The sequence below is a fragment of the Lentzea sp. NPDC005914 genome (assembly GCF_040629405.1).
Lineage (GTDB): Bacteria > Actinomycetota > Actinomycetes > Mycobacteriales > Pseudonocardiaceae > Lentzea.
In genome coordinates this window covers 96,768-113,081 of the sequence record NZ_JBEXVQ010000001.1, presented here as the reverse complement: position 1 = coordinate 113,081, position 16,314 = coordinate 96,768, and the positions used below count along the sequence as shown (strand labels likewise).

Below are 16,314 nucleotides of genomic sequence, written 5' to 3'. Positions count from 1 at the left end.
GGGCGCCATCTCAACCGATTCGTTTGTACCGGAAATCCTGAAACCGGTTTCGCGTGGAACCGGTTTCAGGTACTAAGTGTGAGAGCGCTCCCACGAACGCTGCCGCCGCACGAGCCCTCTCGGAGACCACATGGATCGCGACGACGTGCCCTACCTCGACGCCACGCTGCCCACCGCGGAGCGGGTGGCCGACCTCCTGGCCCGCATGACGCTGCCGGAGAAGGTCGGGCAGATGATGCAGCTGGACTCGAGGGAGGACCTGGACGACCACGTGCTGAGCAAGCACGTCGGCTCGATCCTGCACACCTCGCCGGAACGGGTGCTGCGCGCGCACGACCTGACCAAGCAGACCCGGCTGGAAGTCCCGCTGCTCATCGCCGAGGACTGCATCCACGGCCACTCGTTCCACGAAGGCGCCACGATCTTCCCGACGCAGCTGGGCATGGCCGCGACGTGGGACCCGGAGCTGGTCGAGCAGGTCGCGCGGGTCACCGCAGTGGAGGCGTCGGCGACCGGCGTGCACTGGACGTTCTCGCCGGTGTTGTGCATCGCGCGCGACCTGCGCTGGGGCCGGGTCGACGAGACGTTCGGCGAGGACCCGGTGCTGATCGGCGAGCTCGCGGCGGCCATGGTGCGCGGCTACCAGGGCGACGGGCTCACCGACGACACCGCCATTCTCGCCACCGCCAAGCACTTCGCCGGCTACTCGGAGACCCAGGGCGGCCGGGACGCGAGCGAGGCCGACCTGTCGCGGCGCAAGCTCAGGAGCTGGTTCCTGCCGCCGTTCGAACGGGTGGCGAAAGCGGGCTGCGCGACGTTCATGCTCGGCTACCAGACGACCGACGGTGTGCCGATCACGGTCAACTCGTGGCTGCTCGACGAGGTCCTGCGCGGCGAGTGGGGCTACCAGGGCACGTTGATCACAGACTGGGACAACGTCGGCCGCATGGTCTGGGAGCAGAAGCTGCAGCCCGACTACGCCCACGCCGCCGCGGCAGCGGTCAGGGCCGGCAACGACATGATCATGACGACCCCGCAGTTCTTCGAGGGCGCACTGCAGGCCGTCGAGGAGGGGTTGCTCGACGAGAAGGACCTCGACCAGGCGGTCACCCGGATCCTGACGCTCAAGTTCGACCTCGGCCTGTTCGAGAACCCGCGCCGGCCCGACACCGCGCGCCAGCGCAGCATGATCAACCACGACGACCACGTGGCGTTGAACCTGCAGGTCGCGCGCCGGTCACTCGTGCTGCTGCGCAACGACGGCGTGCTGCCGCTGGCCCAGGGCAAGATCGCGGTCGTCGGCCCCCTCGCGGACGACCCGCAGACCCAGCTCGGCGACTGGGCGGGCTCGTCCGGCCAGGCCGACTGGCTGCCCGAAGGCCAGCCGCGCGACATGATCACGACGGTCCTGGACGGGCTGCGCGAGCTCTCGCCCGACGTCACGTACGCCCGCGGCGCCGACATCCTGACGCTCGAACCGGACCCCGAGGGTGACACGTTCCCCGACGGCCAGCCGCGTCCGCGCATCGTGCAGCCGTGCAAGCCCGACGCCGAGCTGATCGCCGAGGCCGTGGCGGCCGCGCAGGACGCCGACTACGTGGTGGCCGTCGTCGGTGACCGCATCGAACTGGTCGGCGAGGGCCGCTCCACGGCCACGCTCGACCTGATCGGCGGCCAGATCGCCCTGCTGGACGCGCTCGCCGAGACCGGCAAGCCGATGATCGTCGTGCTGCTCGCGTCCAAGCCGCTGGTGTTGCCGGAGTCCGCCCGCAACGCCGCCGCGCTGGTGTGGGCCGCGAATCCCGGCATGCAGGGCGGCCGCGCGATCGCCGAGCTGGTGCACGGCCTGATCGAGCCCAGCGGACGCCTGCCGATCTCGTTCGCCGCGCACGCCGGCCAGCAGCCGACGTACTACAACCAGATCCGCGGCCAGCACGGCTCGCGCTACGCCGACCTCACCCAGGAGCCGGCGTTCGCGTTCGGCGAGGGCCTGTCGTACACGACCGTCGAGTACGGCGACCTGCACGTGGAGACGGCTGTGCTGCGTCCCGACGAGACCGTGCGGGCGTCGATCACGCTGACCAACACCGGCACCCGGCCCGCCCGCGAGACCGTGCAGGTCTACGTGAGCGACGCCGTCACGTCGGTGAGCTGGGCGGACAAGGAGCTCAAGACGTTCAGGCAGGTCGACCTGGAGCCCGGCGAGACCGCGAAGGTCGCGCTGGAACTGCCCGTGTCCGCCTGCACGATCGTCGACCAGCACGGCTCACGAGTGGTCGAGCCCGGCGAGTTCGTGCTCCTGGTGGGTCCGAGCTCGAAGGATCTTCGCCGGGCCGAGTTCACCGTAAAGCCGCAGTTCTGAAAGGGCCGGGGACGATCGTGAGGTAGCGGGGAGGCACGTCGACCGCCTTCGTGATCGCCTTCTTCACCGCCGGGACGAGGTCCGCGTCGACCAGTGCGACAGCGGGCCTGCCCGGTAGGTCGATCAACATGCTGGCACCCCGTGCCCCGGCGGCCAGCGCGGCGTAGACCACCGCGTTCTGCTCGGGATCCGGGTTCTGGACGTGGTGGTACGCCGTCAACGCCGCGCCGAGGTCGTCGGTGTGCGGGACGTACGGCCGCTCCACCTGCGGTTCCGGTCGGCGAATTCGTGTGTCGACGACGAGCAACCGCTGGCCTGGCAGGTCGAGAGGTTCCACTGGCGGCTCGTCGAGCTGCTCGCCCGCGAGGTCTCGCAACGCCAGCTTCACCGCAGTTTTCAGAGCCTCCGCGGCCGACAGGCCACTGCCCTGCGGCAGGTCGACGCTGCACATCAGCGCGGCGCCACCCGTTGCCTCCAGCCCCGCCGCCCACGCCGGAACGTCGTCGGACGGCAGCAACGCGCGTTCGGTCGGCCGGTTCACCGACACCAGTTCGAGCTTGCCGTCGTCACGCCGATCTCCTGCCACGATGGCGCCCCACTTGGCGTGCACCTTCACCGCGCCGCCCAGGAGATTGAGCACGCCCGGCGCGTACCAGACACCCGACGCGGGCCTGCCGAACGTCTGCCGGAACGCGTGCGGCACCAGCCTGAGCTCCGGCGCGATCTCAGGCCGATCCGCGATGTCCATCATGCTTTCTGCGCCGATTTCTGGGCCAGCAGCCGGTAGGCGTTGCCGTTGCCGGTACGGGCCGCGAGGAACCGGTTCACCGTCTGGTCCAGCGCCATCGCGACGAAGAACGCCGGAATGCCCAGCGACCACACCAGGAAGCTGCGGGTCCGGCGCAACCGCACCCGTTCCGGACGCCACGGTGCGGGCGTGCGGGGTGCGATGTTGCCCAGGAACAGCAACAGCGCCAAAGTGAAGTCGTTGCACAGATGGGCTTTCGCACGTTCGGTGGCCACTGTGGTCAGTCCGCGGTCGGCGAGCGCGTGTTCCAGGTTGCCGATCGGCATCATGTGCTGGTGCTGCGGCTGGAACCACGGCATCCAGTACTGGCCGAAAAGCCTGCCGAGCCGCCATTCCGGGTCCGGCAGCTCGATCAGCAGGTAACCGCCGTCGGGCAGCACGTCCGCGACGATGTCGAGCTCCTCCCACGGATCGCGCACGTGCTCCAGGTAGTGGTGCATGCTGATCACGTCGTAACGGCCCTTGAGCTCGCCCGCGAACTCCTTGAAGCTGCCCCGGTACGCGTTGTCGATCCGGCCGAGCCTGGCCGCGTCCTCGATCGCCGCGCCCTGGTCGAGCCCGTCGAACGACGTCTGCGGCAGAACCTCTTTGGCGGCCAGGCAGAAGTGCGCGTGCCCGGACCCGACGTCCAGCCACCGCTCCGGCTTCGTGAAAGGCTCCACCAACCGCGCCCGGCCGTAGTACGGGTCGTTCTTACCCGAGAACACCGCCTCGGCCGACGTCTCACCAAGTCCGTCGTAGAAGTCGCGGTAGTAGAAACCAAGGCCTTCCTCGGACAGCCGCGGGTTCTGCCAGGCGTGTCCACATCGGACGCAGCGGTCCATCGTGAACTTCCCGGGCTTGCGCTGCACCAGGTCCGTCGCGGTCACCCAGAGGCGCAGATCGGTGCTGCCACAGGCAGGGCAGTTGTCGCGCCGCGCCTCGTGGAAGTTCCTGTCGCGGTTCGCCTCGTACCAGGGCGCGGCCTGCTTGAGGTGCTCGGCCTGGCGCTTGTCGGCCGTGGACTTCTTGCCACCGGACGTCTTCAGCCACAGGTAGGGCGTGCGCAGGAACCGCGGCACCCACAGGTCACGCGGCTTGAGCGGGGTTCCGGCGAACACCAGCAGCGGCTGTGCCCAGTACGCGGCGAGCGCGACGAGTCCCCACTGCCAGTTCACGATCAGCGCCGCGACCACGGCCGCGTAGCCGATGACCGAACCCGCGATCCACAGCGACGGCCGCTTCCCGAACTGCTTGAGCGTCGCCGCCCGGTAGCCGAGGTCGTACGGACCGGCCTTCAGCCCTGGCGCGACCGCGATGTCGACCTGCGCGCGCACGTTGTCCTTCACCCGGCGCACGTACGCGACGAACTCGGTCGGGTCGTCGGGGTTGATCTCCTCGACGAACTGCTCGCGCACCAGGACTGCCTGCGACGCGCTGATTCCGCGCGCCCACTTGTCGTCGCGGTACTTGGCCGGGTCGAACGCCCCGAGCAGGTCCAGCGCCGCAACGGTCGGAAGATCGCGCGGCACCAGGTCGACGAGATCGGCGTCGGTTTCCCACGAGCCCTCGGGATGGACACCGGTGGCGGTGAGAAGCGAGTGCTCACCCGCGCCCGTGGCGAGCACTCGCAGCTTGGATGCGCGGGACCGCAGGCGCAGCACGTCCAAGAGGACGACCAGCACCACCAGCACGCTGAGGATCACCCTGCCACCACCTTTTCCAGTCGGTCGGCTGCGGCTGCCGCGCCGCCTGCCGCCAAGAACGACTCCCGCACCTGCTGCGCGGCGGCCGCGTACTCCGGCTCGTCCAGCACGGATTCCAGTGCACTGCGAATATCTGCGAATCGAGCCCGCGAGTAGGTCAGCCGCACGCCCGCGCCCGCGGCCACGACCTGGGCGGCGACGGTCGGCTGGTCGTCCCGGATCGGTGCCACGACCAGCGGTAACCCGTGCGCCAACGCTTCGCACACCGTGTTGTGGCCGCCGTGCGTGACGACCGCGTCCAGGTGCGGCATCAGCGCGAGCTGTGGCACCGACGGGAGCATCAGGACGTTCGGCGGGGCGGGGCGCGGTTCGGCGACCATGATCACCTGGAGGTCGAGGTCCGCGACCGCGTCCAGTGCCTGGTTGAGGAAACGCTCGCCGGCGGGACCGTTGAGCGTGCCGAGGGAAACGAGGACTTTCCGCTTCTCGGCCATTCGTTCCCACGGGAAGTCCACGCGTTCCACGCGATGAGCTAGCGCGGGCCCCACGAACGCAACGTGCTCGCCGAACTCCCCTGCCACCAAAGCCTTCGAGCTGTAGACCAGCACCAGCCTGTCGGAGAACCTGATGTCGCCGCCCGCGAAGTCGTGCAGCAGGTCCCGCACCCAGGCGTCGACCTTCGGCATCGTCCTCAAAGGATTGACCAGCTCGGCCGACGTGCTGGCCGAGGTCGCCCACGGCAGGTACGCGTGCTGGGCGACCAACGGCCCGGCGAGTGCCTGCTGGTCAGCGATGATCATGTCCGGTTCGAACGCCGAGACCGCGTCATGGACACCGGGAACCATCGAGTGCCCGAGCGGGATCAGGAACTCCTCCCAGAAGAACTTGAGCACCGCCATCCCGCGTAACGCCAGCCAGCGCTCGCGTTTCGCGCGGATGTCGGCTTCCAGCAGGTCGTCGATCGCGGGGAAGACGAGAGCGTTGTCCGGCAACAACGGCGCCAACGTTCCGGGATGCCCGACCCACGCCACGTCGTGCCCGCGCGCCAGCAGCTCGCCGCCCACCGAGGCGGTCGGGTTGACGTGGCCGGTCAGCGGCGGCACCACGAACAGGAACCGGCTCATGACGGCAACCAGTCCATCAGCACGTCGAGCAGCTCAGCCGTGGCCTCCCGCAACACCGTGTGGCCCAGCCCGGACACGATGTGCAGCCGGCACGACGGGATCCGCTCCCGCAGTTCCGCCGCCGCGCCGATCAGCTCGGACTCGGCGCCGAACACGCCGAGCACCGGGCACCGCACCTGCGTCAGGTCGAGCTTCGAACCCGAGCCGAGGTCGTCGATCAGCGTGGTGCCGTTGAGCAACGCGTTGGCGTTCACGGCGAGCCGCGCGATCTTGCGCTGGCCCAGTGCCATCAGCTGGTCCTGCGTGCGGTCGAACTCCAGGCCCAGGGCGGCGACCGTCAGCGTGTTCGTGATGTCCTCGAACCACGCGTCGCCGACCACTCCCCCGCACGCCGACTCAACCAGTACGACGCCGCCGACCCGTTCGGGAGCCTGGACGGCCGCGTGCATCGCGACCACTCCGCCGTAGCTGTTGCCCACCAGGTAAACCGGCTCGGTCACGCCGATCTCGTCCAGCACGGCGACCAGGTCGAGCGCACTTTCCTCCGGCGTGTAACCGGAAGGCGGCCGCTCGGACAGCCCGTGGCCGCGCAGATCGAACAGCACGGTGCCGAACCCGGCCTTGGCCAGCGGCGCGGCGAGCGTGTAGTAGAAGCTGGACAGGTTGTCCATCACCAGGCCGTGCACGAAGACCACGGTCGGCGCATCTGTTGGCCCGAGCCGCTGCACGTGAAATCGCAGCCCTCGGGCTTGAACGTCAGACACGCGCCGTGATGTGGTCGACGAGCCGGCCCACGGACATCGCCATGATCTCGTCGATGTCCATGTCCGCCAGGAAAGCCACCAGGTCGACGCCGTAGTGCGCGTTGAGCTTGTCCGCCAACGCGACGAACTCGATCGACTCGAGTCCCAGGTCGTCGCTGAACGTGGTGTCGCGGGTGATCTCCACGCCCAGCAGGAAGTCAGGCCCGACCACCTCGGCGATCATCTTGGCGACCTGATCCAGCACGTCGTCCATCACTTCTCCGTTCGCACATGGGCGGCGGCGACGCCTTGTTCTGAAACGACTTCGATCTGGGGTACGGCAAAGGCTCCGCGCACCCGCATGCCGGGGTCCACGGTCAGTTCCGCGGGGTAGACCGGCCCGGCTCCGCGGTCCCACAGCCACGCGCGCACGGCGTCCTTCACCGCGATCACGCGCAGCAGCCAGTTGCGCTGGGCCGGTACGTCCAGCCCGCCGTAGTGCAGTCTTTCGGCGGAGTTCAGGTAGCGGCGCATGATCAGGTCACGGGTCGCGCTGTCCGACCAGTTCTCGCTGACCTTCAGCCACTCGTTTTCCTGTGTGGACAGCATCTCGGTGCCGGGTCGCAGTTTGACCTGCCAGATCCGGTCGTCCGTGGTGAACCGGCGGGTGGTCCAGCCGGTGATCCGGCACCACAGCTCACCGTTCACGGTCAGTTCGGCGTCGGCGACCATCTCCTGGGCGGTCACCGAGCGGATCCACGCGGTGCAGTGGACGTCTCCGGTCGGCACCGGGCCGTGGAACGAGACCTGTTCGATCCCGGTCGGCAGCACGGTCTGGTCGACGGTGAGGCTGACCTGCATCCAATGGCCGATCAGCTGCCCGGCGCTGTCCAGCAACGCTCCTGGCGCGGGCAACGGCGTCAGCACACCGGCGATCCCGTTGTCCGCCAGGCAGTCGATCTTCGTGACGCCCGCGAACGCCGGTCCGTGGAACATCCAGTTGTCCCGGTACAGCTCCTCGGCACTGACCGGTGCCTCGCGGACGCCTTCGAGCTCCTTGCCGACCCGCTGAGCCTTGACCGGGGCCATCAGCACGACGCCCTCGGCGTAGTCGCCGACCCTGACCACGACGCGGCCGGGCCCCTCGGCGCGAGCGGTGATCTTCACGGTGGTGGCCGGCAACGCCGTCAGCCAGCGCTTGGCCTTGACCTCGGTGAACCCGTGCACGGTGCCGCCGGTGAGCCGCCGGGCGGCGTCCGCGAACACCTCCAGCAGGCCGGTCGCGGGCACGATCGGGAACCCGTCCGCGAGATCCGGCCAGCCCGGTGCCTGCGGGAACACCGAGTGGTCGACCAGCTCCGGCAGGGTCCTGAGCGAGAACTCGCGGGTGAAACCGGCCTCGTTGGGCCTCAGCGCGCCGACGACCTCGCGCGCCACGGCGTTGGTGTGGGCCAGGAGCCTGTTGACCGCGGCCGACATCGGGCTGTCGTCGGCCACCATCACGGGTTCGGTCCCGATCGCGTCGAGCCTGATCCTGGGGGTGCCGAGCCGCAGCTTGACCTTGTGGGCGGTGCCGCGCTTGAGTCCGAACGCCCACAGCGCTTCCGGGGCGATGTCGGCGTTCACGGCGAGGTGCGGCCGGTCGGACAGCGTGTCCGAGACGAACCCCGGCAGGCTGCCCTGTCCGATTTGGACGAACGCGCGGAATCCTGCTCCGTGCAGGCGTTCCAGCAGCGGCCGGAACTTCACCGGCTCGACCAGGTGACGCAGCACCAGGTCGCGGACCTCGTCGGCGCGCATGGGTTCGAGGGAGTTCGCAGACCAGACCGGGATGTCCGAGGCGCGGACCGGGAGCTGGTCGAGCATCTTCCTGGCACGGCCCAGATACGGGGCCAGGGCCGGAGTGTGGAAGCCGGTGCGGAACGGCATGAGCTGGGTCATGACACCGGCCGCCTTGAGGCCGGCGAGCACCTGTTCGAGGCGGTCGATCGGGCCGCAGATCACCGACTGGTGCGGGCAGTTGTCGTGGCTGACCGTCACGCCGTCGACGAGGTGCTTCTCGGCGGTTGCGGCGTCGCAACCCAGTGCGGCGTAAGCGATGTCGACCACCGCGACCGCGCCGGGACCCAACGCTGAGACGAACTCGTCGATCGTCGGGTAGATGCCGCCGACGACCATCGCGGTCCACTCGCCCATGCTGTGCCCGGCGAGCGCGCCGGGCGTGATGCCGAGCGCCATCAGTTCGCGGGCTTCGCGCCGTCCGTCCTGCAGCAGCCGCACGGCGTGGTCGACGACCTCACCGCTGAACTCCCGCTCGAAGCCCGGGAACAAGAACGCGACCTGATCCGTGCTGGTCAGCAGCGGCTCGTGGGCGAACCAGATGTCGTGCCTGCCCGGCCACGCCTTGCCCTGCGCGACCACGCGTTCGGCCAGCTTCAGCTTGCGGTCGTCCGGGTTGCCGATGGCGAGCCGGAACGCCCGGTCAGCGCTGGAGGTCCGCCGTTCTTTCAGCGCCTTGGCAAGCTCTTCGACCGTGTCGGCGGCGAAGGTCATGACCGGTTTGCGCGGCTTGGCGACCGTGTGGCCGTCGAGCACGGCGTGTGCGTTGATGCCGCCGAACCCGAACGCGTTCACTACCGCGCGGTGCGGCCCGCTCCACTCGCGCGCTTCCTTGACCGGGCTGAAGCGCGTTCCTTCGAGCGCTGAGTGCGGCTGCTCGACGTGGAGCGTGGGCGGCAAGGTGTTGTGGTGCAACGCGAGTGCGGCCTTGATCAGCCCGGCCATTCCGGCGGCCGGCATCGCGTGGCCGATCATCGACTTGACCGTGCCGATGCCGATCTCCTCGCCCTCGACACCGAACGCGTTGATCATCGTGGAGAGTTCCGCGGCATCGCCGGCAGGGGTGGCGGTGCCGTGGGCCTCGATCAGCCCGAGCCCGTCGTGTTTCGGGTCGAGTCCGGCGCTGTCCCAAGCCCGGTGCACCGCGAGGAGCTGGCCCTCGGGGTTGGGCGTCATCATGCTGGTCGCCCGGCCGTCGCTGGCCGTGCCGATGCCTCGGATCACCGCGTAGACGCGCTCGTCGCCGACGTCTTCGAGGCGCTTCAGCACGACCATGCCGACGCCCTCGGACAGCAGTGTGCCGTCCGCGTTGGCGTCGAACGGCCGGATGCGTTCACTCGGACTCAACGCCCTGAGCTGCGTGAACACGCTCCACAACGTCGGGTGGTGGCAGACGTGCACCGCCCCGGCGAGCATGGCGTCCGCGCGGCCCTCCTGAAGCTCGCGGACGGCGTGCTCGACCGCGACCAGCCCGGACGCGCAGGCCGCGTCGACCGTGTACGCAGTGCCCTTGAGGTCGAACCGGTTGGCGATCCTGGACGCCGCGAGGTTCGGCACCAGCCCGATCGACGACTCCGGCTGTTCCGGGCCCAGCCGGTCGCGGATGGCCTGGCGAACCGTGGTGAGCTCGGCTCCGGCCAGGTTCGGGAACAGGTCGCGGACGACGGAGATCACCTCGTCCGCGAGCCGGACCCGCTGGTCGAGCCGCGCGCATCCGGGCGTGAGGTAACCGCCCCGTCCCACGATCACGCCGATGCGGTCACGGGACGGCAGACTTGTTTCGCCACCCGCGTCCGCGATGGCTTCCGCCGCGGTGGCGAGGGCGAGCAGCTGGTCGGGCTCCGCGCCGTCCACTGTGGACGGCATGATGCCGAACCTGGTCGGGTCGAACTCGGCCAGGTCGTCGACGAAACCGCCCTTGCGGCAGTAGAACCTGTCGCCGGTGGTGCTGCCCTGGTCGTAGTAGGTGGCCGGGTCCCAGCGCCCGGACGGGATCTGCCCGATCGCGTCGACACCGCTGACGATGTTGCGCCAGAACGTCGCGGCATCGGGGGCACCGGGGAAGACGGCGCCGATCCCGACGATCGCTATGCCTCCCATCGGTAGACCACCTGCACGTCCTTGCCGCCGGCGATCTCGTTGAGCAGCGCGTCGACACCTTGCCGCGGCTCGATCAGCGGGATGCCGCGGCGCGCGTACTCGTCGGTGAGCCCGACGGCCATGCCCGCACCGGCCCAGGGACCCCAGTCGACGGCGACGACGCGGCGTTGTGTGCCCCAGAACCTGGCCATGCGGTCCAGGGCGTCGTTCGCCGCCGAGTAGTCGGCCTGGCCGCGGTTGCCGAACACGCCGCTGACGCTGCCGAACAAGACCAGGAAACCATCGGTGAACACTTTGGCACCGTTGACCTTCGTCGCCCAGACGCGCTCGAACGACTCCTGGGTCTTGGCCTCGATCAGCTTGTCGTCCAGCACTCCCGCGCCGTGGATGACGCCGTCGATCCGGCCGAACCTCGCCTTGATGTCGTCGATCACCTTGCCGACCGCGTCGGCATCCGTGACGTCGCACTCGTGGTAGCGCACGCTCGACGCCTTGGCACGCAACCGATCCATGGTCTGGCGGACTTCGCGCTCGGCCAGCACCTTGCGGGCCTTGGCCGGGACGTTCTCCTTCTCGCCCAGCTCGAACAGCGCCTTCACCAGCTCGGGCTCGGTCGTGGCACTCGAGAGCCGATGGTCTTCCGGGGCGATCGGGGTGCGGCCGATCAGTTCGATGTGGCAGCCGGTGCGTTCGGCGAGCGCCGTCGCGGCGAGCGCGGTGATGCCTCGCGCGCCACCGGTCAGCAGCACAACGCTGTCGGCGTCCAGGCTCAGGGTTGCTGCTGCAAGATCGGTCGGAACTGCTTCGATGACCTGGCGCTTACCCGCGTGGTAGCCGACGACCGCCGGGCCGGGGCCGATCTCCGCGAGCAACGCCGTGGCGATGTCGCGGTGGCTTTCCTTGGTGTTGACGTCGACCGCGCGCACCACGAGGTCCGGGTACTCGAGCGCGGCCGCGCGGATCAGGCCGTGCAGGCCGATGTCCGCGGGCAGCTCGTCCGGGGTGTGGTCGAAGCCGAAGGTGCCGCCGCCGGTGGTCACCACGACCAGCGCGACACCGTTGGTCACGCAGGATTTGACCTCGCTGAACGCCTCCGGGAGCCGGGCGCCGAGCCGCACGACGACGTCGATGCCACTCAGGTCGTCCGGGAAGACCGGTTCGATGCGCGGGCGAGCGGTGTGGCGTTCGAGGAGGTCCGCGAGCTCCAGGCCGATCCCGTTGTCGTCGATGATCAGCACGGTCTTGCCGGTGAGGTCCGCGGGCTGCGCGGGCTCGCACGGGACGACCTGGGGAACGAGCCGGACGAGCCGCCCAGACCCCGGCGCCGGGGCGAGAGCCGGGGTGGAGACGGGGCTGAGAGCGGCCGGGGTTTCCCCGAACCAGGCCACGATCCCGTCGATGGTCTTCAGCTGCGCCAGCTCGTCCACCGAACCCGCCGCACCCAGTTCCAGGGCGAGCTCGCCCACGATCTCGGTGCGTTTGATCGAGTCGATCGACAGGTCCGCTTCCAGGTCCAGGCCCGGTTGCAGCATCTCCACCGGATAGCCGGTGCGGGCGCTGATCGTCTGCAGGACGACCGCGCGGACGTCCTTCGACGGCGCGCTGACCGGTGCCGCGGCACCGAACCAGCCGACGATGCCCTCGATCGTCTTCAGCTGCGCCAGCTCGTCGATCTCGCCGGACGCGCCCAGTGCGAGGGCGAGCTCGCCGACGATCTCCGTGCGTTTGATCGAGTCGATCGAGAGATCCGCTTCCAGGTCGAGGCCCGGCTGCAGCATCTCGATCGGGTAGCCCGTGCGGTCGCTGATCGTCCGGAGCACCACCGTGGCGACGTCTTCCGACCGCGGTTCCGGTGCCTTCCGCTCGTGTTCGATCACCGGCATCGGCGCCGGAGCAGGGACCGGTGCGGCGGGGGCGTTGCCCAGATAGCTCAGCAGGACGTCGCGCTGGGCGCTGACCGCGTCGCGCATGCCGTCCAGGAACTTCTCGACGATCTCGTCGCGCCCCAGCCCGGAGCCCACCCTGAGAGTCGGCAACTCGGTCGCGGGCCTGAGCCCACCGGGCAGTGCGTCGCCGTTCGCGTCCCGCACGAGACCTCCATCCACGTACCAGCCCGGCCGTGGCGGCACGACCGCGGCGGGTTCGGCCCTGTCCTCGAACAGCGGTGCGGCGTCCACCTCGACGCCGGCGACCGCGAGCTCGGCCAGCGTGTGCAAGAACGTCACGTGGTCGTCGCAGCGCAACGCCTGGTGCGGCCGGTCGCCGAGGGTCTTGCCCACCAGCGACGTCAGCACGCCACCAGGGCCTGCCTCGACGAAGATCCGCGCACCCGCCGCGTACATCGACTCGATCTGGTCCACGAACCGCACCCGGCCCGCGAGCTGCGCGGACAGGCCGTCGCGCACGTCCGCGTGGGGCTGAGCGGTCACGTTCGACCACACCGGGAAAGCAGTCTCACGAATGCAAATGGCCGACAGACTGGCCGCGAAACGGTCACGGGCGCCCGCCATCAGCGGGCTGTGGAACGCGGCCGCGACCGGGATGCTCTTCACGCTCAGCCCGGCGGCGCGAAGCACCTCGACGGCGTTCTCGACGGCCTTGGTGGGACCGGAGATCACGACCTGGTCGGGCGCGTTGTGGTTGGCCACCACCACATCCGGCGGCAGCAACGCCTCCACGGACGCCAGCGGCGCGGACACCGCGGCCATCGTGCCGGGATCCTCGCCGACCGCCTCCAGCATCGCCTCGGCACGCGCGGCGCTCAGGGCGAGCAGGTCGTCGGGCTCGAACACACCCGCGGCGGCGAGGGCAACCAGTTCGCCATAACTGTGGCCACCGGCCAGATCCGGCCGCACCCCGACGGATTCGAGCAGCGCGGTGACCATCAGACCGGCGATGCCCAAGGCCGGCTGGGCCATCCGGGTGTCGGTGATCTCGGCACGCTGCCGGGCGACGTCCTCGGCGGTCAGCGCGACCGGCGGGTACATCACCCGCTCGTACCGGGCGTCCACGAACTCCTGCAGCCGCGGGAAGGCCGTGACCAGGTCGAGCAGCATGCCCGGTCGCTGGCTGCCCTGTCCGGGGTACAGGAATGCGATCTTCGGCCGCTCTCCCCCGCGCAGCTTCACCGAGCCGGCACGCCAGGCTTCGACGTCCGCGAGCGCCTTGCGCAGGCTGTCGTGATCGCTGACCACGAACGCCGCCTGGACCGTCCCGCTCCCGCAGGCCGCGGCCAGTGAACGCAACGGTGTGCGTTCATCGACCAGTGCGCCCAACCGGGCCGCTTCCCGTTGCGCGGCTTCGGGGTTCTCGCCGCGGATCAGGAACAGCTCGGCCGGCCACAGGGTCAGGCCATGCCACGGCTCGTCGGCGCCCGAGTATCCGGCGATGACGGTGTGGAAGTTCGTGCCTCCGAAGCCGAACGCGCTCACGCCGGCGACCCGGTCCTGAGTCGCCCAGGTGCGGTGGCCGAACGCGAACGGGCTGGTCTCCGCGTTCCAGAACGCGTTGGGCTGCTTGACGTGCAACGTGCCGGGCCGCAGTCCGGTGTGCACGGCCAGCGCCGCCTTGATCACGCCCGCGAGCCCTGCCGCGCACTTGGTGTGCCCGATCTGCGACTTCACCGAGCCGATCGTGCAGGTGCCGGGCTCGACGGCGGAGAACATCTCGGTCAGCGACGCCAGTTCGGTGCGGTCGCCCACCACGGTTCCGGTGCCGTGCGCCTCGACCATCCCCACCGAGGTCACCGGCAACCCAGCCGATGCGTAAGCCCGTTGAAGTGCCCTCTGCTGGCCTTCCGGCCGCGGGGCGGTGAGTCCCCTCGACCGGCCGTCGCTGGACGCGCCGATGCCCTTGATCACCGCGTAGACCCGGTCGCCGTCCCGTTCCGCGTCGGACAGGCGTTTCAGCACCAGGCACGCCACGCCCTCGCCGAGCGCGATGCCGTCGGCCGCCGAGTCGAACGTCGCGCACCGTCCCTTGGCGGACAAGGCTTTCACCGAGGCGAACATCTGGTAGTCGTGCGCGCTGTTGTGCAGGTCGACCGCGCCGCACAGGACCATGTCGCTGGTGCCACCGACGAGTTCCTTGCACGCCACGTCGAGCGCGGCGAGGCTGGACGCGCAGGCCGCGTCGACCGTGTAGTTCGCGCCGCCGAGGTCGAGCCGGTTCGCGACGCGACCGGAGATCACGTTGCCGAGCACGCCGGGGAACGAGTCCTCGGTCAGCGCGGGCAGGTGGTCTTCGAGGCCGCGGATTCCCAAGGCGGGCAACGCGGTGCGGACCGTGTAGGCGTTCGCGAGGTCGGCACCGGCCTCGGCGCCGAAGATCACCGACGCGCGCTCGCGATCGAACACCCGCGTCGCGTACCCGGCGTCCTTCAAGGCGCGGGCCGAGACCTCCAGCGCCAGCAGCTGCGCCGGTTCGATCGAGGTCAGCGAGGCGGGCGGGATCCCGTACGCCAGCGGGTCGAACGCCGTGCGCGGGATGAACCCGCCCCACTTGAACGGGCTGTCGTAGCGCTCGGGCGACCAGCGGTCCGGCGGGATCTCGGTGAGGGAGTCGGTGCCCTTGAGGATGTTCGCCCAGAACTCGGCGACGTCCTTCGCGCCCGGCATGATCGCCGCCATGCCGATGATCGCGACGTCCAGGGGCTCGGACTCGACCGGTTCCTCGCTGGTTTCGGGGAGCAGACCGGAGACGATGTCCTCGTGCAGCCGGGCGATCGTGGTGCGCTCGTGCCGCAGCGTGGCGACCTGGCCGATCATGAACATGCCTTCGCGGCGCTGTTCGTCCTCGTCGACCTCGACCAGCCCGTCATCACCGCGGACCAGTCCGCGGCTGGCGAGCCGGAGTCGTCCGAGGTTGAGCTGTTCGAGCTTCTCCCAGCTCTCCTGCTTCGGCAGCCCGGCGAGCTCGGCGCGCGCCTGCTCGAAAGTGTCCACATAGGACGTCTGTGCGCAGCGCACCGCGTGGCCGGGCGAGGTCTCCAGCAGCGCGGTGTCCTCGCACTCCAGCGCGACCTGCTGGAACACGGGCTGGATCGCGCCGTGCGTGACGGCTTCCTCGGTGAACAGGTACGCCGTGCCGACCAGAACGCCGATCGCCGCGCCCCGTGCCGCGAGCGGCGCGGTCATCGCGTCGATCATCGCCGCCGAGCGGGCGTCGTGAATGCCGCCCGCGAACAGCGCGACGATGTCCTTCTCACGGCCGCGCAGAACGTCGATCTGCTGCTGCCACAACGTGAAGCTCGAGCGCGGACCCGTGTGGCCGCCGCACTCCGAGCCCTCGAAGACGAACTTGCGCGCACCCTCGTCGAGGAACCGGCGCAGCAACGCGGGCGACGGCACGTGCAGGAACGCCTCGATCCCGGCGTCCTCCAGCTCGCGTGCCTGGGCGGGCGTGCCCCCGGCGACGATCGCGTACCGCGGCCGGACGGCCAGCACGGCCTCGAGCTGCCTGGCCCGCAGTTCCGGCGGTGCGAAGCCGAGCAGACCGACGCCCCAGGGCTTCTCGCCGAGCTTGCGAGCGGTGGCTTCGAGGAGCTCACGGACCGCCGAACCGTCCATCAACGCGAGCGCGAGGAACGGCAGCGCGCCACCCTCGGCCACCGCCGCGGCGAACGCGGGCTGGTCGCTTACTCGCGTCATCGGTC

The 16,314-nt window shown here is 69.8% G+C and carries 8 protein-coding genes; 1 reads left to right on the top strand and 7 read right to left on the bottom strand.

Annotated features, from left to right (window positions below; all coding sequences use genetic code 11):
• The first annotated feature begins 130 nt into the window (after positions 1–130).
• Positions 131–2,362, top strand: a complete 2,232-nt coding sequence (locus ABZ345_RS00535) for a glycoside hydrolase family 3 N-terminal domain-containing protein (RefSeq protein ID WP_359841421.1) — start codon at positions 131–133, stop codon at positions 2,360–2,362.
• Here the strand turns inward: ABZ345_RS00535 and ABZ345_RS00530 are convergent.
• The 7 genes from ABZ345_RS00530 to ABZ345_RS00500 are packed head-to-tail and all read right to left on the bottom strand — an operon-like array spanning position 2,340 to position 16,309.
• A complete protein-coding gene (locus tag ABZ345_RS00530) occupies positions 2,340–3,113 on the bottom strand; it encodes a hypothetical protein (protein ID WP_359841419.1) in 774 nt (257 codons plus the stop codon). The two genes, ABZ345_RS00535 and ABZ345_RS00530, sit on opposite strands and share 23 nt — an antisense overlap.
• Positions 3,110–4,855 carry a class I SAM-dependent methyltransferase gene (locus tag ABZ345_RS00525; RefSeq protein ID WP_359841417.1) on the bottom strand — a complete coding sequence of 582 codons (1,746 nt, stop codon included), beginning with the start codon at positions 4,853–4,855 and terminating at the stop codon, positions 3,110–3,112. Before ABZ345_RS00525 ends, ABZ345_RS00530 begins: the two co-directional genes overlap by 4 nt.
• On the bottom strand, positions 4,852–5,979 hold the full coding sequence (locus tag ABZ345_RS00520) for a nucleotide disphospho-sugar-binding domain-containing protein (RefSeq protein ID WP_359841415.1): 1,128 nt from the start codon (positions 5,977–5,979) through the stop codon (positions 4,852–4,854). Before ABZ345_RS00520 ends, ABZ345_RS00525 begins: the two co-directional genes overlap by 4 nt.
• Positions 5,976–6,743 (bottom strand): alpha/beta hydrolase, encoded by a 768-nt coding sequence (locus ABZ345_RS00515; protein WP_359841413.1) that lies wholly within the window; start codon positions 6,741–6,743, stop codon positions 5,976–5,978. The genes ABZ345_RS00520 and ABZ345_RS00515 overlap by 4 nt, the downstream gene beginning before the upstream one ends.
• Positions 6,736–6,996: a phosphopantetheine-binding protein gene (locus ABZ345_RS00510; RefSeq protein ID WP_359841411.1), complete on the bottom strand. Its 261-nt coding sequence runs from the start codon at positions 6,994–6,996 to the stop codon at positions 6,736–6,738. The genes ABZ345_RS00515 and ABZ345_RS00510 overlap by 8 nt, the downstream gene beginning before the upstream one ends.
• Positions 6,996–10,661: a beta-ketoacyl synthase N-terminal-like domain-containing protein gene (locus tag ABZ345_RS00505; RefSeq protein WP_359841409.1), complete on the bottom strand. Its 3,666-nt coding sequence runs from the start codon at positions 10,659–10,661 to the stop codon at positions 6,996–6,998. Before ABZ345_RS00505 ends, ABZ345_RS00510 begins: the two co-directional genes overlap by 1 nt.
• Positions 10,649–16,309, bottom strand: coding sequence for an SDR family NAD(P)-dependent oxidoreductase (locus ABZ345_RS00500; RefSeq protein ID WP_359841407.1), 5,661 nt, complete (start codon positions 16,307–16,309; stop codon positions 10,649–10,651). Before ABZ345_RS00500 ends, ABZ345_RS00505 begins: the two co-directional genes overlap by 13 nt.
• Between the last annotated feature and the right edge of the window lie 5 nt (positions 16,310–16,314).

What these genes read in the sequence shown, in the direction of transcription:
- ABZ345_RS00535 (WP_359841421.1), top strand. Translation starts at nt 131, where the DNA reads ATGGATCGCGACGACGTGCCCTACCTCGACGCCACGCTGCCCACCGCG.
- ABZ345_RS00530 (WP_359841419.1), bottom strand. Translation starts at nt 3,113, where the DNA reads ATGATGGACATCGCGGATCGGCCTGAGATCGCGCCGGAGCTCAGGCTG.
- ABZ345_RS00520 (WP_359841415.1), bottom strand. Translation starts at nt 5,979, where the DNA reads ATGAGCCGGTTCCTGTTCGTGGTGCCGCCGCTGACCGGCCACGTCAAC.
- ABZ345_RS00510 (WP_359841411.1), bottom strand. Translation starts at nt 6,996, where the DNA reads ATGGACGACGTGCTGGATCAGGTCGCCAAGATGATCGCCGAGGTGGTC.
- ABZ345_RS00505 (WP_359841409.1), bottom strand. Translation starts at nt 10,661, where the DNA reads ATGGGAGGCATAGCGATCGTCGGGATCGGCGCCGTCTTCCCCGGTGCC.
- ABZ345_RS00500 (WP_359841407.1), bottom strand. Translation starts at nt 16,309, where the DNA reads ATGACGCGAGTAAGCGACCAGCCCGCGTTCGCCGCGGCGGTGGCCGAG.